The sequence below is a fragment of the Vreelandella venusta genome, from assembly GCF_007989605.1.
Taxonomy (GTDB): domain Bacteria; phylum Pseudomonadota; class Gammaproteobacteria; order Pseudomonadales; family Halomonadaceae; genus Vreelandella; species Vreelandella venusta.
On the sequence record NZ_BJUL01000023.1, the window covers coordinates 1 to 18,660 of the forward strand.

The 18,660-nt window shown below is 52.2% G+C and carries 16 protein-coding genes; 10 read left to right on the forward strand and 6 right to left on the reverse strand.

The features are described 5' to 3' along the window. The first annotated feature begins 203 nt into the window (after positions 1 to 203). The 5 genes from miaB to lnt all read left to right on the forward strand — a co-directional run bounded on the left by miaB (position 204) and on the right by lnt (position 5,868). Positions 204 to 1,547 (forward strand): tRNA (N6-isopentenyl adenosine(37)-C2)-methylthiotransferase MiaB, encoded by a 1,344-nt coding sequence (gene miaB / locus HVE01_RS17560; RefSeq protein ID WP_146945225.1) that lies wholly within the window; start codon positions 204 to 206, stop codon positions 1,545 to 1,547. A gap of 86 nt (positions 1,548 to 1,633) precedes the next feature. Next, complete coding sequence (locus HVE01_RS17565; RefSeq protein ID WP_146945226.1) at positions 1,634 to 2,713, forward strand: PhoH family protein; 1,080 nt, start codon at positions 1,634 to 1,636, stop codon at positions 2,711 to 2,713. After that, positions 2,710 to 3,171, forward strand: a complete 462-nt coding sequence (gene ybeY, locus HVE01_RS17570) for an rRNA maturation RNase YbeY (RefSeq protein WP_125746661.1) — start codon at positions 2,710 to 2,712, stop codon at positions 3,169 to 3,171. Before HVE01_RS17565 ends, ybeY begins: the two co-directional genes overlap by 4 nt. A 308-nt stretch (positions 3,172 to 3,479) precedes the next feature. Beyond that, complete coding sequence (locus tag HVE01_RS17575) at positions 3,480 to 4,373, forward strand: HlyC/CorC family transporter (RefSeq protein WP_146945227.1); 894 nt, start codon at positions 3,480 to 3,482, stop codon at positions 4,371 to 4,373. A gap of 37 nt (positions 4,374 to 4,410) precedes the next feature. Beyond that, positions 4,411 to 5,868, forward strand: coding sequence for an apolipoprotein N-acyltransferase (gene lnt / locus HVE01_RS17580; protein WP_125746658.1), 1,458 nt, complete (start codon positions 4,411 to 4,413; stop codon positions 5,866 to 5,868). Positions 5,869 to 6,105: 237 nt separating this feature from the next. On the opposite strand, the gene HVE01_RS17585 is transcribed toward lnt, so the two are convergent. After that, the gene (locus HVE01_RS17585; protein ID WP_244973786.1) at positions 6,106 to 7,470 is read right to left on the reverse strand and encodes a metal-dependent hydrolase family protein; all 1,365 of its coding nucleotides are present in this window, start codon (positions 7,468 to 7,470) and stop codon (positions 6,106 to 6,108) included. Between the two features lie 424 nt (positions 7,471 to 7,894). Between HVE01_RS17585 and HVE01_RS17590 the strand changes: the two genes are divergently transcribed. The 4 genes from HVE01_RS17590 to HVE01_RS17605 are packed head-to-tail and all read left to right on the forward strand — an operon-like array spanning position 7,895 to position 12,660. Continuing rightward, entirely contained in the window at positions 7,895 to 9,328 is a 1,434-nt protein-coding gene (locus HVE01_RS17590; protein ID WP_146945229.1) for a TolC family protein, read from the forward strand. After that, positions 9,325 to 10,338 carry an HlyD family secretion protein gene (locus tag HVE01_RS17595; protein ID WP_146945230.1) on the forward strand — a complete coding sequence of 338 codons (1,014 nt, stop codon included), beginning with the start codon at positions 9,325 to 9,327 and terminating at the stop codon, positions 10,336 to 10,338. The genes HVE01_RS17590 and HVE01_RS17595 overlap by 4 nt, the downstream gene beginning before the upstream one ends. Further along, complete coding sequence (locus HVE01_RS17600; RefSeq protein WP_186808869.1) at positions 10,325 to 11,470, forward strand: ABC transporter permease; 1,146 nt, start codon at positions 10,325 to 10,327, stop codon at positions 11,468 to 11,470. The genes HVE01_RS17595 and HVE01_RS17600 overlap by 14 nt, the downstream gene beginning before the upstream one ends. Beyond that, a complete protein-coding gene (locus HVE01_RS17605) occupies positions 11,470 to 12,660 on the forward strand; it encodes an ABC transporter permease (protein WP_146945232.1) in 1,191 nt (396 codons plus the stop codon). The genes HVE01_RS17600 and HVE01_RS17605 overlap by 1 nt, the downstream gene beginning before the upstream one ends. Positions 12,661 to 12,830: 170 nt before the next feature. Here the strand turns inward: HVE01_RS17605 and phaC are convergent, their stop codons facing one another. From phaC to prmB, 5 genes are all read right to left on the reverse strand, one after another. Further along, entirely contained in the window at positions 12,831 to 14,684 is a 1,854-nt protein-coding gene (gene phaC, locus HVE01_RS17610) for a class I poly(R)-hydroxyalkanoic acid synthase (RefSeq protein ID WP_146945233.1), read from the reverse strand. 93 nt (positions 14,685 to 14,777) lie between these two features. Continuing rightward, on the reverse strand, positions 14,778 to 15,188 hold the full coding sequence (locus HVE01_RS17615; RefSeq protein WP_125746644.1) for a phasin family protein: 411 nt from the start codon (positions 15,186 to 15,188) through the stop codon (positions 14,778 to 14,780). A gap of 155 nt (positions 15,189 to 15,343) precedes the next feature. After that, complete coding sequence (locus HVE01_RS17620) at positions 15,344 to 15,754, reverse strand: hypothetical protein (RefSeq protein ID WP_146945234.1); 411 nt, start codon at positions 15,752 to 15,754, stop codon at positions 15,344 to 15,346. A gap of 60 nt (positions 15,755 to 15,814) precedes the next feature. Beyond that, positions 15,815 to 16,906 (reverse strand): chorismate synthase, encoded by a 1,092-nt coding sequence (aroC, locus tag HVE01_RS17625; protein WP_146945235.1) that lies wholly within the window; start codon positions 16,904 to 16,906, stop codon positions 15,815 to 15,817. Positions 16,907 to 16,919: 13 nt separating this feature from the next. After that, positions 16,920 to 17,879 (reverse strand): 50S ribosomal protein L3 N(5)-glutamine methyltransferase, encoded by a 960-nt coding sequence (gene prmB, locus HVE01_RS17630; RefSeq protein ID WP_146945236.1) that lies wholly within the window; start codon positions 17,877 to 17,879, stop codon positions 16,920 to 16,922. 209 nt (positions 17,880 to 18,088) lie between these two features. On the opposite strand from prmB, the gene HVE01_RS17635 reads away from it, so the two are divergent. Beyond that, positions 18,089 to 18,655 carry a Smr/MutS family protein gene (locus HVE01_RS17635; protein ID WP_125746636.1) on the forward strand — a complete coding sequence of 189 codons (567 nt, stop codon included), beginning with the start codon at positions 18,089 to 18,091 and terminating at the stop codon, positions 18,653 to 18,655. The last annotated feature ends 5 nt before the right edge of the window (positions 18,656 to 18,660 follow it).

Genomic DNA, 18,660 nt, shown 5'->3' on the forward strand with positions numbered 1-18,660 from the left:
GAGGAACTGCTCAAACACGGTGCGTAGTATACTGATAGAAACGCTCGGGTCAAGTATCGATTATAGGTTAACGGCTAGCCCCGGGTTTCTTGTGTCCGTATAATGCCGCCATTCAATGGCTGTACGTTACACTGCCCATTACGATTGCATTCATGTTTTCATTCATCCCTCGTCCCTCGACGACTCATAGATGACAGGTACCGATGGCGAAGAAGCTCTTTATCAAAACGCACGGCTGCCAAATGAACGAGTACGACTCCTCGCGGATGGCAGATCTGCTCGGCGAATCTCACCAGCTGGAATTGACCGATAACGAAAAAGAAGCCGACGTTATCTTGTTGAACACCTGCTCTATTCGCGAAAAAGCGCAGGACAAGGTGTTTCATCAACTGGGTCGCTGGAAAAAGCTGAAAGACGCCAACCCAGACCTTGTGATTGGTGTTGGTGGTTGTGTGGCAAGCCAAGAAGGCGAGGCACTGCGTAAGCGCGCGCCTTTTGTCGATATGATTTTTGGCCCACAAACGCTTCATCGCGTGCCAAAAATGCTGGACGCACGCAGTAGCAACCAGATTGCCGCGGTCGATGTCACTTTTCCAGAAATTGAAAAGTTTGATCACCTGCCACAGCCAAAATCTGATGGCGCAACCGCCTTTGTTTCTGTCATGGAAGGCTGCTCGAAATACTGCACATTCTGTGTTGTGCCTTATACCCGCGGTGAAGAAGTCTCGCGCCCCTTTGAATCAGTTATTGATGAAGTCATTCACTTAGCCGACCAAGGGGTACGCGAAATTAACCTGCTTGGCCAGAACGTGAATGCTTATCGCGGTGAAAATGACGAAGGCGATGAAATCGACCTTGCCGAGCTAATCGCCTGCGTTGCTGCAGTGGATGGCATTGATCGCGTGCGTTTTACGACCTCTCACCCGGTGGAATTTACGGATAGCCTGGTCGATGCGTTTGCCGACATCCCGGAACTGGTGAGCCACCTACATTTACCGGTGCAGTCAGGTTCTGACCGTATTTTAAGTGCGATGAAGCGCGGCCATACTGCAGAAGAGTACATCGAGAAGATGGAGCGGATCCGCGCCAACCGCCCGGATATTAGCTTCTCTTCCGACTTTATCATCGGCTTCCCTGGCGAAACCGAAGAGGATTTCGAAGCCACGATGAACCTGATTCATCGCATCGGCTTTGATCACTCGTTTAGTTTTGTTTACTCGGCACGCCCAGGCACCCCCGCCTCCGGCCTGCCGGACGAAACGCCAGAAAGTGTCAAAAAACAGCGTCTCGCCATTTTGCAGGAGCGAATTCTGCAGCAGGCAGCTCAGATCAGTCGACGCATGGTGGGCACGACCCAGCGAGTTCTGGTATCCGGTTTTTCACCGCGAGACCCGGGCCAACTCTCTGGGCGCACCGAGAATAACCGCGTGGTTAATTTCCGGGCGGCCAACCCAACAGAACTGATCGGCTACTTTGTAGACGTGGAGATTACTGAAGCGCTGCCCAACTCGCTGCGCGGCGATCTCGCCTCTCCAGAGCGTTATTAACTGCTCACTTATCCTAGGTAATTGCCCCGGCATCGTCGGGGCAGTAAGCTGAGTCTCACATACATCAACTAATGGGTTTCTTACTCTTGAGCCAGCCATCACCTCAGGCCAATCGCATTATCACCCTAAGCCTTGAACCCAATGACCCGCAGCGTCTCGCTAGTCTCTGCGGCCAACAGGACGAGCATCTAAAGCTGATTGAGAGCCGCCTGGACGTGACGTTGCGCAACCGTGGCAACGTGTTTCAGCTGGCCGGCGCCGCCAATCGGATTAAAGCCGCTGCAAACGTGCTTGAGCACCTTTACCGTGAAACTGCGGCAGAGGAGCTTGAAGCAGATACAGTTCACCTCTTCCTTCAGGAATCTGGCTTAGAAGCGCTAGAAGAAGAGGAGGATAGCGACATTAACAGCGACGACGTGATCATGCGTACACCGCGCACCATGATTAAGCCTCGCGGCCTTAATCAGCAGCGCTACGTACAAAGCATTCGCGAGCACGATATCAATTTCGGTATTGGGCCTGCCGGTACGGGAAAAACGTACTTGGCGGTTGCCGCGGCAGTAGAAGCACTAAATCAGCAGGAAGTGCGCCGCATTCTGTTAGTCCGCCCAGCGGTAGAAGCAGGCGAAAAGCTAGGCTTTCTTCCTGGCGACCTTGCCCAGAAAATCGATCCTTATCTCCGCCCGCTCTACGATGCGCTGTACGAGATGATCGGCTTCGAGCAGGTCGCTAAGCTAATTGAGCGCCAAGTGATCGAAATTGCCCCGCTGGCTTATATGCGTGGGCGTACGCTGAATAACTCCTACATCATCCTGGACGAAAGCCAGAACACCACGCCGGAACAGATGAAGATGTTCCTGACACGGATTGGCTTTGGCTCAACGGCGGTGATTACCGGTGATATTACCCAGGTAGATCTTCCCCGCGGACAGCGTTCTGGCCTTTCACAGGTGCTGGATGTTCTGAAGGACACTCCCGGCATCGGCGTGACCCACTTTGCTGCGAAAGACGTTGTACGTCACCCGCTGGTGCAGCGGATCATTGAAGCCTATGACGAGTTTGAGTCGCAGCAGGAAGTTCAGGAGCGCGCTCGCCGTGAAGCTCGCCAACAGGAGCGCGAAGCCCGCATGCAGGCACTTGAGCGCACAGGAGAGGCACCTCGATGAGTAACATCGTGATTGACCGCCAGGCGGCCATCAATGAGCCGTTGCTTCCTACCCTTGAGCAGCTCACCCACTGGGTGGGCTGCGTCTTCTCACACCACCCCGATGATGACCGCTTAGAGCTGACGATTCGCTTTGTGGATGAAGCAGAAAGCCAAGCACTCAATCGAGATTATCGGGGTAATGATAAATCAACCAACGTACTCTCGTTTCCTTTTGAGAATCCTCCCGGCGTCTGTTTACCGTTACTTGGCGACCTGATTATTTGCCATGCCGTGGTTGCCCATGAAGCCAAAGAACAACAGAAGCCTCTTGAGCATCATTACGCGCACATGGTGGTGCACGGCACACTGCACTTAATGGGCTATGACCACATTGAAGAGCAAGAAGCGGAAGAAATGGAACAATTAGAGCGCGAGCTGCTTGCCACTCTCAATATTCCTGACCCGTATCACGAGTAAGCTGTTAACCTGATCGATAATTACTTTTAGGGTGGTGTATCCCCCGACTCAGTGATAAAACGACAGGCTGTTTACCTGTAGCCATCTTCACATAGGAAGCCTCTGATTAATGTGATGAGCGCAGGCCAGACAAGGCAAAAATTAACGAAAAAAGCACCGGACTCACGTTCGAGGCGATTTTTAACGCAGTATGGCCAAGCGTAGTTAATCAGAGGTTTCATAGCTGTTTTTTAGTAGTGCTTTGACGTACTGTTTGCACACAACTATTTGCAAGTCACTATTTGCACGTAATAGAGAGATTAGACGCAATGAGCGAAGACCGATCGAGCAACTCAAATCAAAAATCCTGGCTCGAGAAACTCTTTGGCGCCCTTTCCGGAGACAATGACGAACCTAGCTCCCGCGATGAGCTAATGACGTTTTTACGCCACACCGCAGGAAAACTGAAACTAGATCAAGACGCTATTATGATTATTGAAGGCGCTCTTGAAATCAGCGATCAGCAAGTGCGTGAAATATTAATTCCACGCTCTCAGGTGTCGGCCATTACCCTTGATCAAACCAGCGATGGCTATTTGCCATTAATTCAAGAAACAGGGCACTCCCGCTATCCGGTCATTGGCGAGAATCTTGACGATGTAAAAGGCATTTTACTGGTTAAAGATTTGCTCCCCCTGCTCTCTCAAACGCAAGAAAGCCGTGATGCCTTTAAGCTGGAAGACGTGCTGCGCCCGGCAATGTTTATTCCCGAGTCCAAACGCCTAAACAGCTTGCTGAAAGAGTTTCGTGATACCCACAATCACATGGCCATTGTGGTGGATGAGTACGGCGGCACAGCGGGTATTATTACTATCGAAGATATTCTGGAGCAGATCGTTGGGGATATCGAAGATGAGCATGATACCGATGAAGAGGACGATATCCGCACGCTGGACAATGGCCACTTCGCCATTCGTGCTCTCACACCGATTGAAGACTTCAACGAACGCTTTGGCAGCGAATTTTCTGATGACGAATTCGATACCGTGGGTGGCCTTGTGATGCAACAATTTGGTCACTTACCAGGCCGTGGCGAACATACGAGCCTGGGCGGCTGGCGGTTCGTCATTCTTAATGCCGATAATCGGCGCATCCGGTTGCTGGAAGCTTATCCCGATGACACTAGTGAAAATGCTACCGATGGCGACCACAGCAACGGCTAGCTAACCGCCCACTTCAACCTGCCGATAGGATATCACCATGGGGTTGACGCCCACCTTTGCACTTCAACTGCTGGCTGCCCTGGTGGCCGGTGGTTTCACGACGCTTACCGCTTCACCGTTTGAATTATGGTGGCTAGGCCCCATCGCCATCGGCCTGCTTTATGTTGGCCTGCATACATTAAGTCCTGCTCAAGCAGCGCTAAAAGGCTGGCTATACGGCGTAGCGCTCTTCGCCAGCGGCACTTCTTGGGTATACGTATCCATTCACGACTACGGCTATACCGGCGTTCCCCTGGCGGTATTTCTGACCGCTCTGTTTGTGTCCGTATTAGCCCTCTTTTTTGCAGGCACGTTTTGGCTTTATCGACGTTTTTGCAGCCCGCGCTGGGCATTGGCTAGCTTTGCAGGGGCATGGGTGCTAGGGGAAGTGCTGCGCACTTATCTGTTTACCGGCTTTCCGTGGCTACTGGTTGGCTCCAGCTATGTGGATTCACCGCTGGCCAACTGGGCACCAGTAGGCGGTGTTTACTTGCTTTCCTTACTGGTTGTGCTCACCGGCACCTTAGGCGCTGAACTGCTGCGACGCCAATGGTGGGCAGCACTGCCATTAGCCGCTATTTGGTTCATCCCGCTGGCACTGCCCTCACTTTGGACAACACCAGCAAGCGAGCCCACCCGCGTTGCGCTACTTCAGGGTAACCTACCCCAGCTATTAAAGTGGACCTCCGAAGGCCAGCGCGTAGCAGCCAATACTTATAGCGATTTAACCCGCCGTGTCGCGGATGATGCCGACCTCATTTTGTGGCCCGAAACCGCCCTACCAATGATCGATAACCAAGCTCGCCCGGTGTTAGAACGCGTACAAGCCAACTTACCGCCCAGCACTGCGCTATTAACTGGCATTGTCCAACTCGACGAGGACAACCGTTATTTCAATAGTGTGATTGGTGTTGGCAACGTAGAGGGCAATTACCAAAAAGAGCACCTCGTGCCGTTTGGCGAATACTTGCCGCTTGAAAGTGTGTTACGGGGTGCTATCGACTTCTTTGATCTACCAATGTCGAGTTTTTCTAAAGGCGCCTCCGAACAAACGCCCATGCAGGCCGCCGGCGTGACCATTGGCAACGCTATTTGCTATGAGATTATCTACCCGCAACTGGTGGCACGCCGTGCAGCAGACAGCGACGTGATTGTAACGGTATCTAATGACACTTGGTTTGGCGCTTCCATTGGCCCACACCAACACTTGCAAATGGCCCGCCTGCGCGCGCTAGAGAATGGCCGTTACGTCGTGCGCGCCACCAGCAACGGCATTACCGCGATTATTAATCCCCGTGGCGAGCTGGTAGATAGCGCCGCACAATTTGAAACCACCTACCTTATTGGCGAATTTTACGCCATGAAAGGGGCAACACCGTTTACCCGCACAGGTAGTTGGCCTGCATGGCTATTCGCTGGCCTACTACTGTTACCGGGCTTGATACGCAAGCGTTAAAACCAAGAAGGCCGTTTCCAGTGGACAAGGGCGGTGTAACCGCCCTTGCTAAGCCATGCGTATCAGTTGAATTATCGTCGCAGTGCCAAGTGCTGGTGCATACGTTGCAAGAATATAGATACTATCGAACCAATGATTACCTATGATCAGTGCCCGCTTAATATTATTCAGGCACTGGTCAACAAGTAATAAAATGTCGTTTTAGCAGAAAATTTTTAAAATTATATTCAGCGGTTGTTATAGCTGCTCTTTATAAATTCGCCCGCCTTTCATAATCATTCGAAGATTGCTCTCTGGATCGTTTAGAAAGTCTAGATCGCGACTTGGATCGCCATCGACGACCAACAGATCAGCTAGTGCACCCGGTTCAATTCGTCCAAGTACACCAGGATAGGGATTACGAGGACCGGAAAGTGACAACAAATCACCGTTATGCCCAGTTGCCATTGCCAATACGGTTAGCGGATCGTAAAAGCGCGTCAATTTTGCCAAATGTCGCAGCTGGTTCGGGGTGTTTTTAGGGCTAAAAAGAATGTCTGTACCCCAGGCAGTTTTCACATTAAACCGCTGCGCCATTTCATAAGCGCGTACGGTGCCTTCAGCTACTTGGCGCTGAGACTCTCGGCGCGCGGCATCAGGATAAACGTTGGCATCTTCATCTTGTAGGAAAGGCTGAAGGCTCCACCATGCGCCCTCTCCAGCCATCATTCTTACCGATTCTTCATCGGCTAATTGGCCATGCTCAATCGACTTAACACCAGCCCGCAGAGCGCGCTGTATGCCGCGGGGCGTATATACATGCACCATCACATAGGTGCCCCAGTCATCGGCAGCCTCAACCGCTGCGCGTAGTTCTCGTTCTGTAAACTGAGTACTGTCTAAAGGGTCGTAGAGCGATGCTACTCCACCGCCTGCCATCAACTTGATCTGCGAGGAGCCTAGCATTAGCTGCTCGCGCGTGCGCCTAAGCACTTCAGCCTCACCATCCGCAATCATTGCAACGCCTTGACGTTCTGCTTCACTTAGCGGCGTTGTGCTGCCACGAGGTACGTCATGGCGCATTCTAAAATCACCGTGCCCCGATGTTTGAGAAATCATCGCCCCTGCGGGAAACACCCTAGGGCCATTCACGATCCCTTCATCAATAGCACGCTTTAACGCAAACGATGGCCCTCCCACATCCCTGACTGAAGTCACGCCACGCATTAAGGTTCGCTCTGCTTCTCTGGCTGCCACCAAATGCACATAGCCAATATCAGCAGTCATAGCTTCCACTTGAGAGATGGCTGCCAAGGTAGTATGCCAATGGGCATCAATCAAACCGGGCATCAATACACGACCGCCGCAATCAATGACATTAATACCGCCCACCTCGCCACTACCGTCCAGAATAGCGTCGATACGGCCACTCTCTACCCTAACGGATACGCCATCACGCAGCGGGCCACCACTGCCATCAAACAGGCTTAAATTGGTTAACAGTAGCGGTCCATCATCGGCTTTTGGTTGTTGGCCAACGGCAAACGGCACATGTAAACCTGCGAAGAGTGCCATCACCGCCGCTGTTCCCCCAAGCATTTGGCGACGGGTTATTTCTGCCATCACCCGTTCATGAAAGCGTTGCAATATCGGCGACCCACAACAGCATGCCCCGTGGCTATGATGGGCGTGGACATCTGTTAACACTGGCGAAAATAAAGAACGGGCACTCGGGGGCATGGCTAGAGCCTCGATTAGCAGTAAGAAGTACAAGCAACTTTTCAAGACTTAAATCCAGAAGACCAAGTCAAATTTATTCCAATTAACACTACTTAATATATCTCAAATTACCCAACAGGCAATTTCATAACAGTCGCTTTATTGAAAACTTGCAATGAATGCTAGCCAGCTAACATAGATCACTAACGCTTTTGGCGATGATCAACGAAAAACCAACGAATTTCCGATAAACTTTTTTCATTTATTGTGCTTAACACCTACATTGTGGTTTAACATTTTTAATAAACAACAAATGAGGTGATGAGTTGTGAAAAGCTCGGGCATTTTTTTATGGGCATTACTACTTGTGATAGCCACAGCGTCACCCAGCCAATCTGCTCAAGCACAACCACTCGCACTAGAAGACGCTTGGCAACAACTGCGCAGTCAAGACGATGATGTTGCCGCAGGACAAGCCGCCCAACAACGCGCCGCTGCACTGCTTTCCACCCGCGATAATTTACTGCTGCCTCAAATAGACCTGTTAGGCTCTTATACCCATCTCGATAACCCAATTGAAGTAGACGCACTTGCGCTTAATCCGCTTAGCAGCGTAGCTGACTCTTTGCCTGGCCAACTGTTAGTTGACCTTATTGGTGGTCCCAATGCATTTCGTACACCAGTCACTAACCGCAATGTTGCCAGAAGCTCGTTAGCAATGTTTTGGCCGCTCTATACGGGGGGCAAAATCAGCTCTGCGCGGGAACTATTAACTCTGGAAGAGCGGGAAGCCTCCCTGTTACTTGAAGAGGTCTACCGAGTCCGTTTCATGGATCTAGTAACCGCTTATTACGGACTAGTCATGGCAGAGCGGGCGCTGGCGACTCAACAGCAAGCTGAAGACACCCTTGCTCAGCATTACCGCTCTGCTCGTGCACTTGAAGAGCAGTATCAAATTGCCCGGGTAGAACGCTTAGCCGCCGAAGCAGCCTATGATCGTTCACGCATCACTACCCGCGCTATTCGCGAACAGCGTGATAGCGCCCAGCAAGCATTAGCGTCGTTGGTGCACTATGCACCTTCTGGATCTAGCTTAGGAGGTCACTCATCGGGCCCAACGCCTACGTCTCCCCTGTTTACGCTTGCGTCGCTGCCACCGATTGTGCATTTTCAACCAGGGCTAGCCGACCATCCTGCTCTCAGGCTATTAGCTAATACCCAGGCACAGGCTGAAAGCGTCGTTGAGGCAAGCCGTGGACTTTATCATCCCAATGTTTTCATGTTTGGCAGCTACAACCTTTATGAAGACGACTCTTTAGCAAGCGATCTCACACCGGACTGGCTGGTTGGCGTTGGCGTCAGCATGCCACTGGTAGACCGTAGTGGACGGAGTGGCAAAGTACAGGCAGCGGTGAGCACTGTTTCGGAATTACGCTATCGCCAGCAAGCCGCTTCCCGCAAGCTGGAATTACTGCTTGACCAACACTACCGTGAAGCGAACCAAGCGCTTGAAGAATATAACGACCTCGCAAGTACAGTGGCGTTGGCAGAAGAGAGCCTGCGCCTGCAAACACTGGCTTTCTCAGAAGGGGTTGGTCGAGCGCTTGATGTGATTGATGCCCAAACCTTTCTATCCACGACCCACACGCGCCGTGATGCTGCCGCCTTCCGGTTCGTCATGTCACTTACCCAGTTACTCAGTATTACAGGTCAACAAGAAGCACTGTTTGCTTACCTTAGCGAGGGGGATCCAATTCCGTGACCACGCGCAGATTTCTTATCCTGGCCATATTGGCAGGGATCGCCATCGCCGTATCCGTTGTTTTTTGGCACACCTATAGCACACCCCCTCTTCGCTTACAGGGTCAGATAGAAGCTCGACAATATATGGTGTCTTCAAAAGTCCCTGGTCGGCTTGCAGAGATTGACGTACGGCGCGGAGATAGCGTCAATGTCGGTGACCGAGTATTCCGTATTGATAGTCCTGAACTTGAGGCAAAACTCACTCAGGTCGATGCCCTCGATACGATCAGCCGCTCGCTGGCACAAGCAGTGGAAGGCGGAACTCGGGAAGAAAAAATTGCGGCTGCTCGCAGTGAGTTTCAGAAAGCCCAGGCAGCAGAAACCATGGCACGAACAACCTATGAACGTACTCGTGTACTAGCAGAGCAAGGCGTTGTGGCACGCCAACGACTAGATGAAGCCTTTACACTGCTACGGGTAGCGGAACAGACGCGGGTAACCGCAGCGGAAGTGCTTAGATTAGCAGAGGCTGGCCCTCGCGAAGAAGCACGCACCGCTAGCCGTGCTGGCGAAGAGATGACCACCAGCCTGCGCGACGAGATCAACGAACTGCTTGAAGACTCAATGGCGTTTGCCCATCATCAAGGCATCATCAGCAATGTCTTACTAAATACAGGTGAACTGGTACCCCAGGGTTTCCCAGTGGTCATGATTACTGATTTAGATGAGGCATGGGCACTCTTTAATGTGCGCGAAGACCTGATACAGCATTTTTCGCAAGGAACCGAGTTCGATCTGGATATTCCCTCTCTTGGCCAACAGGCACGCTTTCGAGTCAGCCACATCGCAGCGTTGGGCGACTTTGCTACTTGGCGTGCCACGGTGCCCGGGCGCGGCTTTGATATGCGCACGTTTGAAGTGGAAATGCACCCGGTCGAGCCAGTACCTGGCCTAAGGGCAGGCATGAGTGTATTGCTTGATTTACCGTCTGAGGATGCGCGGTCAGGTAGCCAACATGGAACCGACTAGGCTGAATGGCTGGCAGGCGCTACGCAGCCAGCCTTGGCTGCTAGCCCTGGCAGGATGGCTGCCCCCATTAATGACGCTGTTATTTATTGCCGTATTTGAAATGGGCACCCCTCAATCGCTGCCCGTGGGTGTAGTCGATTTAGACCATACCGCTGAATCCCGTTCGCTACAGCGTTATTTAGATGCCAGCCCAGCGTTAGATATGCTTAACCCTTACCCTTCGGCAAGCGAAGGGGCCGAAGCGCTACAGCATGGTGACGTCTTAGCACTCTTGATCATTCCACGTGACTTTGGCCGCGACTTACGTCTCTCTCTCAGCCCTGAAGTCGTCGCGTTCTACAATAGCCAATACTTGCTGGCCGGAAAATTCATATCCTCCGCGTTAACTCAATCAGGTATGACTTTCGCCGCCGAAGCAGGTGTCGCATTGCGGCTTGGTCAAGGTTATGCGTTACCACAAGCAGTAGCCGCAGCGGCTCCCGTGCGGCCACAAATCACCTCCCTTTATAACTCTGGCATGAGCTATGCCCGCTTCTTAGTCACCACGATCATGCCCGCACTTTGGCAAATTGTGATTGTTGTCGCTACGCTGCTTACGCTTTGCTGGCGGCTCGAAAAAGCACCTTTACCAGCTACTTTCTCCGCTAGAAGTACCGCACTTTGGCAACTACTGACGCCTATTTCGTTGCTGCTTTGGCTTCAGGGAGTGTTAATGCTGGGCCTATATAGTTACTTTCTCGGTTGGTCGTCAGAGGACAGCCTTGCTTGGTTAGTGGCCGGAATGGCACTGATGGTGCTGGCCGTACAAAGTATGGCTACGCTGATTCTCTCCGCGGTTGCCAACAAAGTACGCGCACTAAGCCTTTGCGCCGCCTATCTAGCGCCAGCCTTTGCCTTTATGGGAATTACCTTCCCAAGAGGCGACATGAATATGCTGGCACGGGTCTGGGGTAACTTAATGCCATCCACACACTATATTGAACTCCAGGTAGCAGTGGCTGACCACGGAGCACCGCTGGCTACTCTGCTACCGCCCTTATTGATATTGCTGCTGTTTCTGCTGCCACTCCCCTTAGCCATTCATGCCTTACCAAGACAGTTAAACATCAACCCTGCCGAGCAGGTGTCCTAATGAGTGCCTGGCAACAGTGTTGGCAAGCGTGGCAGGTAGAGATTGCGAATATATTTGCTGATCGGGCCGTGCTGCTCGTTATTGTTGGCGGCTTACTGTTTTATGCCGTTCTTTACCCCCTTCCCTATCATAAGAGTGTGCCGGGAGAGCAAGCGGTGGCGGTGGTGAATCATGACCACACTCACTTAGCGCGGCAACTTATCCGCATGGCAGATGCGGCTCCCCAAATTCGAGTCGCCGCCCAGCCTTCCAGCATGGCGGAAGCAGAAGCCTTACTAGCCAATGATGATGTTCATGGGCTTCTGATTATTCCGACTGGCTTCGAGCGGGATGTTTATTTAGGCCGCCCTACCAGCCTGTCTTTCGCTGGGGACGCCAGTTACTTCCTAATTTACGGCAATGTTGTCGAGGGCTTGCTGACAGCCGCGACGACACTCAGTGTACAGACCCAAATCGTTGGTAGCTTAATGAAAGGGGAAAGTCCTGCTCAAATTCCCGGCCAGATCATGCCTATGCGAATCACTACTAAGCCCGCGTTCAACTCCACGTCTGGCTACATCAATTACATTGTGCCTGCTGTCTTCGTATTAATTCTGCACCAGACGCTGCTAATTGCCGCGGGTAGCGTAACCATCAAAGATCGTGCACGCAGGCGTCTGGGACAAACCGCGCCATCGCTTGCATTAGCACTGCCGCTTCGGCTTTTCACCTTTATGCTTATCTACCTGTTATTTGCCATGCTTTATTTTGGCTTTTTCTTTCAGCTTTATGGTGTCCCTCATGTTGCTGCGCCTAGCGAACTACTCGTCTTCAGCGTGCTATTTTTCATGAGCGCCACGCTGTTCGCCATTTGGCTTGGCTACCTTCTTCCACGACCGGAACTTCCCACTGTCCTGGTTCTTCTCTCGTCACTACCGATCGTCTTCACCGCTGGGTTTGCTTGGCCTGCAGAAAGCTTGCCCAAGTGGCTTGATACCCTAAGCCTACTGATTCCCGTAAAACCTGGCATACAAGGTTTTTTGGCGATTAACCAAATGGGGGCTCCACTGCTCAGTATCGGGCGAGAAATTAGCGTACTGGTTGGATTATGCGTCCTGTATGGCGGGTGGCTTTGGTGGCTCGCTTGGCAGCAACGCCAGCCAAGCCCACGACAAGCTCATTGCAGTGACATTGCGGAAAGAGACGAATAAAGGGCTGCTAACAGAAGGAGTATTAATAGTAGAGACGCAAATGGCGATGATGCCTCATTTAGTCACCCTGATTGAGACATACACCGCCATTTTTACAGCTCTAAATGTTACCGTTCGCACGCAGGTATACGTAACGGCTTGTCATCAGCCCACCACTTTGTGGAGGCAAGTCATTGCTTGGTAGGGAGTTCGCCTAGCACCTCGGGAATCGTCATTTTCACATAACGGCCAGGAGCACTTTCAATAACACTTAACCCACCTTCTCCTGGCTGTCGCGCGGTCACCATTTTTTCCGGATCAGGATCTGCATAGCCATTTTCCGTTACCCAGGCCTGCCAATGCGGCCACCAGGAACCTTCATTAAAGGTCGAGCCTTCCTGCCACGCATCATGCGTTTCGGGCAGCACATCGTTGGTCCAATAGCCGTATTTATTTTTATGAGGGGGGTTCACAATGCCCGCGATATGGCCAGAACCACCCAACACAAACGTCACCGGCCCTTTGGGCAACAGTGCCCCATAGTACGTACTGTTCCACTTAGCGATGTGATCTTCTTTCGTCGATACGAAATAGCAGGGGGCCGATATTTTACGAAGGTCAATCTTCACCTCGTCTAACTCAATGCCACCCGGCTCGACCAAGCGGTTTTCTAAATACATATGGCGCAGATACCACGCATGCGTACCTGCTGTCAGGTTTGTGCCATCGGTATTCCAATACAGCAGATCAAACGCGGCGGGCGTTTCGCCCTTCAGATAATTATTAATATAGAACGACCAGAACAGATCATTCTCACGCAATAAATTAAAGGTATAAGCCATTGAGCGGCCATCTAAATACCCCTTTATGGCTAGCGTGCTTTCGATTCCCTCAACCACGCGCTCGTTAAGAAATACGCCAATATCACCAGGATCGCGGAAATCTTGCAGCGTCGCCATGTAAGTAACAGACTTCACCTTGCGACCACGCCGCGTACTTGTCAGATAAGCGACCGTTGAAGCGGTTAGTGTCCCGCCCACACAGTAGCTCAACAGGTTGACTGACTTCTCGCCACAGGCTTGCTCAATGGCCTCTATCGCGCTAACTGGGCCCATTTGCATGTAATCAGCCCAGGTGATGTCACGCTGCTCTGGACCGGGGTTACGCCAGGAGATTAAGAATACGGTATGCCCTTGATTCACCATCCACTTGACCAGCGAATTATCTTCTCGCAGGTCGAGAATGTAATACTTATTGATCCATGGGGGCACAATTAGCAGTGGCGTTTTAAAGGTCTTTTCCGTGGTGGGAGTGTATTGAATCAGCTGAATTAGCTCATTTTCATACACCACGGCACCCGGGGTAACCGCAATGTTATCGCCAATACCAAAGGCACTTCGATCGGTCATGCGTACATTGATACCTTCGGCTGAGTTGGCCAGGTCTTCGCGCAGACGCGTCAAACCATCCACCAAGTTCTGCCCACGAGTTTCCAAGGTACAGCGCATCACTTCCGGGTTAGTCGACACGAAGTTAGTCGGCGACATGGCGTTTACCAATTGCCGAGCATAAAACGCCAAGTTACGCTTTTGCGTCGGGTCTAAACCATCCAGGCCTTCTATAAGTTCCTCTACCATCTGCGAAAACAGCAGATACTGCTGCATAATCGCTAAATAGTAAGGCTCTTGCGTCCAGGCTTCGTCTTTAAAGCGACGATCACCTTTAGCAGGGGTTATCAATGGCGTCACCTGCTCACCAGACATAGCGCGCACGCCCTGTTGCCACAGCAGCCACTGATCTTGCATAAGGCGCGACTGGGTTTGCCACAACAAGTTAGGGTTACTCATGAGCGATTGCGCGGCAGCTTCAAAGCTTTCACGCATATCACTGTAGACGGAGTCAGCAGCTTCACTGGGGGCTATCCGTGACAGTAAATCTTCAAGTAGGCCTTTGTACTGTTCACCGACATTGCTTAGCTGCACTTTCCATGCTTCAAGCTCTTCTTGAGAAACACCTTGAGACGGCATTTTCCATCCTGACAGCATACTCACTCTCCCCTCACCTGCTTGGCATTCTTTGCCCAGGCACATCATCCAAAAGAACGCGGCGCCTTTAAGGCGCCGCGAACATAATTGCGTTTAGCTTTTGCGTGAAGACTGGCTAGTCGCTTTCGCAGGTTGTTCACTTTTCGCGGCTGAGGTGGCTTGCTCGCTCATTTTCTGCCCAGCTTCGCTGAACAGCTTTTCCATTTCAGATTTGAACTGCAAACTCATCTCACCCATGACGCGGGCATCTTCCTGCATCTGCTGAGAAAGCTCGTTCATCATTTCGGCTTGTTTGGTGCCAAAATCACGCAGGCTCTCTGCATCGTCAATTTCCGTCGCGCTACGAATACGCTCGGTGCCCATCTGGCTGTAGCGCTTCATTGCTTCCAGCTGATACTGGGTCATTTTTTCCATGTTGTTGAGCATCAGCGAGTTCATCTTACGCATTGGCTCAAACATTTGGCGGGTTTGGGTACTAAAGGCGTCCATCATTTTATCTTGCATAGTGTCTGCTCCTGTCTCTCATTCCTTGGCATGAGCCTGGAGTGGCTCATCACATGGCAAAATTGCTGCACTGCAAAAAGAGTAAACGCTGTAATGCTGCTTTGCAACATTCTTGGCAGTACGCTCAACAACGCTACACATTTCACATGACAGTTCTACCCTTTAGTGCGAGAGCGCGAAGAAGCCGTCGCTTTCGCTTTGGAGCTTCTCGCACTTGATGCGCTTCTACCTGACGCTGCTGACTTGGTAGCCTCTTGAGACTCGCCTTGACCTGTGCCGCCATCCTGTTCGGCACCGCTGCCGGAGGAGCCCGCTTTGCGCAACATGTCCAACATCATCTGTTGATATGTGCCGAAGTTGGCTAACCCTTGGGACAGACCTTGTTGCATCATCGGCTGCTGCAGGAAAGGACGCATTAGACTCATAGGGTCGTAGCCATCCACCCCTGACTCCATTTGCCGCTGAATATTTTCCAGCAGGTTTTGCTGAAACGCCTCAACATCCGGTAGCCCTAGCGATTGGCGAAACTCATCCGGTGTCAGGTCAAATTCAACGTTGATCTTCATAGGCGACTCCTTAACCATCTTCCTAGAGTGTAGCAGCGTTACGCTAGGCGCACCGTGCTGTTATTGTTGTTCTAAACGTGGCGTATCAACGCTAACATCTCCATTCTGTCCACGATGACGTAGCCAATGATCTAGCAGTGTGATCGCCATCATCGCCTCAGCGATAGGCGTCGCACGAATACCGACACACGGGTCATGGCGGCCTTTCGTTATTACCTCAACTGGCTGACCATGTACATCAATTGATCGCCCTGGCGTGGTAATACTTGACGTTGGCTTCAACGCTAATCGAGCGACGATCGGCTGGCCACTGGAGATTCCGCCCAACACCCCGCCCGCGTGATTAGATAAAAACCCTTCGGGCGTCATCTCGTCGCGGTGTTCGCTGCCACGCTGAGCAATGCAACCAAATCCAGCGCCGATTTCTATCCCTTTTACCGCATTGATGCTCATCAAACCATGCGCCAGATCAGCATCTAAACGGTCGAAGACCGGCTCGCCTAACCCGACCGGCACACCGTCGGCAATCACGGTTATTTCAGCGCCTACGGAGTCTTGATCCCGACGCAGCTGGTCCATATAGGCTTCAAGTTCGGCCACTTTGTCCGGATCAGGGCAGAAAAAGGCATTTTCGGCTACCGCGTCCCAGGTTTTGAATTCGATTTTAATGGGCCCCAACTGGCTCATATAACCGCGAATCTGAATCCCTTGCGCGGCCAGTACCTGCTTGGCAATAGCGCCAGCAGCAACACGCATGGCTGTTTCTCGCGCGCTAGAACGACCGCCGCCCCGATAGTCGCGGTGACCATACTTATGATGATAGGTGTAGTCAGCGTGGGCGGGACGGAATTGATCTTTGATTTTAGAGTAGTCTTTGGAGCGCTGATCGGTGTTCTCGATCAATAAACCAATCGACGTCCCCGTGGTTTTGCCTTCAAACACGCCAGAAAGGATCCGCACCTGATCCGGCTCTTTACGCTGAGTGGTGTGTCGAGAGCTACCTGGACGGCGACGGTCTAGGTCGATCTGCAGGTCTGCTTCACTGATCGGTATGCCAGGCGGACAACCGTCAACAATAGCGCCTAAAGCAGGGCCGTGACTCTCACCAAACGTGGTAACGGTAAATAGCTTGCCAAAGGTATTGCCAGACATGGGCGTTAGTTCCTTACACAAAAGACGCCGCATGGGCGTCGAGTTCAGCGGCGCTCAAGGCAAAAACACCCTGGCCGCCACGCTCGAATTCAAGCCAGATAAAGGTTACTTCAGGGAAAGCAGCCTCCACATGGCGGTCGGAATTGCCAACTTCAACAATCAGCCAGCCCTCGTCGGTTAAGTGCTGGCGTGCCTCACGCAGAATGCGTCGCACGATATCCAACCCGTCGTTACCAGCGCCTAACGCCAGAGCAGGCTCATGGCGGAACTCGGCAGGCATGGTGGCCAGATCCCGCGCATCCACATAAGGTGGGTTAGACACGATTAGTTCAAAACGCTGCCCTTCCAGGCTATCAAACACATCGGATTCGACAGCCCGCACGCGATCACCAACGTCGTGACGGGTAATGTTTTGACGAGCAACCGCTAAAGCATCCTGGCTAATATCCGCCAACGCCACTTCGCAGGTAGGCAACACCAATGCCGTGGCAATGCCGATACAGCCAGACCCGGTACATAAGTCCAATACTCGGGTGGGCGGTTCTTCCGGGAACCATGCAGCAAAGCCGTCTTCAATCAATTCAGCAATAGGCGAGCGCGGAATTAACACGCGTTCGTCAACACTGAACGGGAATCCTGCAAAAAAAGCCTCGCCTAATAGGTAAGGCAGCGGGCGACGAGTCGTCACCCGCTCTCGCGCTAGTCGGATAATGCGTTCGCGCTCTACTGGCAGCAAACGTGCATCCAGCACAGCCGGGTCGACGTTCCATGGCAGATGCAGTGCGCCTAAGCAAAGCGCAACGGCTTCGTCCCAGGGCGATTCCGTACCATGCCCATAGTGCAACCCCGCCAGATAAAACTCGCTGGACACCCAGCGTAAGTAATCGCGCAGTGTAAAAAGCTCGCTCACCAATGCCGATTCCGGCAACGAAAGCATTGAATGGGAGGTCTCATCATTGAGATGCGTGGTCACAGCGGCTCCTGGCGTGTAAAAAGTTCATGGAAGGATTGTACCTTTGACGCCGTCTGGTTCACAGCGCGTGGTTCACGGTGAACGGTTCACAGCCATGGTTTACAGGAACGGTTCACAGCAACGGTTCACAGCAACGACAAGCTCGCTATACTGTGCGCTTCTCAATTATGCTTATTTGTTAACACTTCATTTCTCTATTTGAGCCGACCATGACGCGACACCTGCCCAACGACGACGATATCAGTGCCTTTCGCCAAGCGCTGCAGGCAGCAGGCGTGCGCCGTATTGCCAGTAATCAAGCTGACACCGGCAAGCCTAAGCGCAACGACGAAACTGCCCTGCAAGCACGTCGACAAGCGGCAGTAGAGAGCAACACGCTGCAAACCAGCGGTCGCACGACCGACGGTCGAGTAGAGGCGGTACGCCCCTCAGAGTATCTGGAATTCAGCGTGCCCGACCTACCTTGGCGCACCTTTAGCCAGTTAAAACGTGGCCAAACTGCGTGGCAAGCGGGGTTGGATTTACACGGTTATACCCTAGAAGAAGCGAGGATTGAGCTGGAAAGTTTTTTGCGCGACGCCGCTGCACAAGGCATGCGCTGCGTTCTAGTCGTGCATGGTAAGGCCTGGGGCACCACCTCAGACTTTCCGGTGCTTAAAAGCCATACCAATGCGTGGTTAAGAGAGTGGCCCGGTGTCTTGGCGTTCTGTTCCGCCACCGATATCGATGGCGGTACAGGCGCAGTGTATATTCTACTGCGTAAGCGCGGGCAGTAGACGGC

Coding starts and splice junctions, on each gene's coding strand:
- HVE01_RS17620 (WP_146945234.1), bottom strand. CDS start 15,754: ATGAAGATCAACGTTGAATTTGACCTGACACCGGATGAGTTTCGCCAA.
- HVE01_RS17605 (WP_146945232.1), top strand. CDS start 11,470: ATGAGTGCCTGGCAACAGTGTTGGCAAGCGTGGCAGGTAGAGATTGCG.
- HVE01_RS17575 (WP_146945227.1), top strand. CDS start 3,480: ATGAGCGAAGACCGATCGAGCAACTCAAATCAAAAATCCTGGCTCGAG.
- HVE01_RS17615 (WP_125746644.1), bottom strand. CDS start 15,188: ATGCAAGATAAAATGATGGACGCCTTTAGTACCCAAACCCGCCAAATG.
- aroC (WP_146945235.1), bottom strand. CDS start 16,906: ATGTCTGGCAATACCTTTGGCAAGCTATTTACCGTTACCACGTTTGGT.
- HVE01_RS17600 (WP_186808869.1), top strand. CDS start 10,325: ATGGAACCGACTAGGCTGAATGGCTGGCAGGCGCTACGCAGCCAGCCT.
- miaB (WP_146945225.1), top strand. CDS start 204: ATGGCGAAGAAGCTCTTTATCAAAACGCACGGCTGCCAAATGAACGAG.
- lnt (WP_125746658.1), top strand. CDS start 4,411: ATGGGGTTGACGCCCACCTTTGCACTTCAACTGCTGGCTGCCCTGGTG.
- phaC (WP_146945233.1), bottom strand. CDS start 14,684: ATGCTGTCAGGATGGAAAATGCCGTCTCAAGGTGTTTCTCAAGAAGAG.
- ybeY (WP_125746661.1), top strand. CDS start 2,710: ATGAGTAACATCGTGATTGACCGCCAGGCGGCCATCAATGAGCCGTTG.
- HVE01_RS17585 (WP_244973786.1), bottom strand. CDS start 7,470: ATGGCAGAAATAACCCGTCGCCAAATGCTTGGGGGAACAGCGGCGGTG.
- HVE01_RS17635 (WP_125746636.1), top strand. CDS start 18,089: ATGACGCGACACCTGCCCAACGACGACGATATCAGTGCCTTTCGCCAA.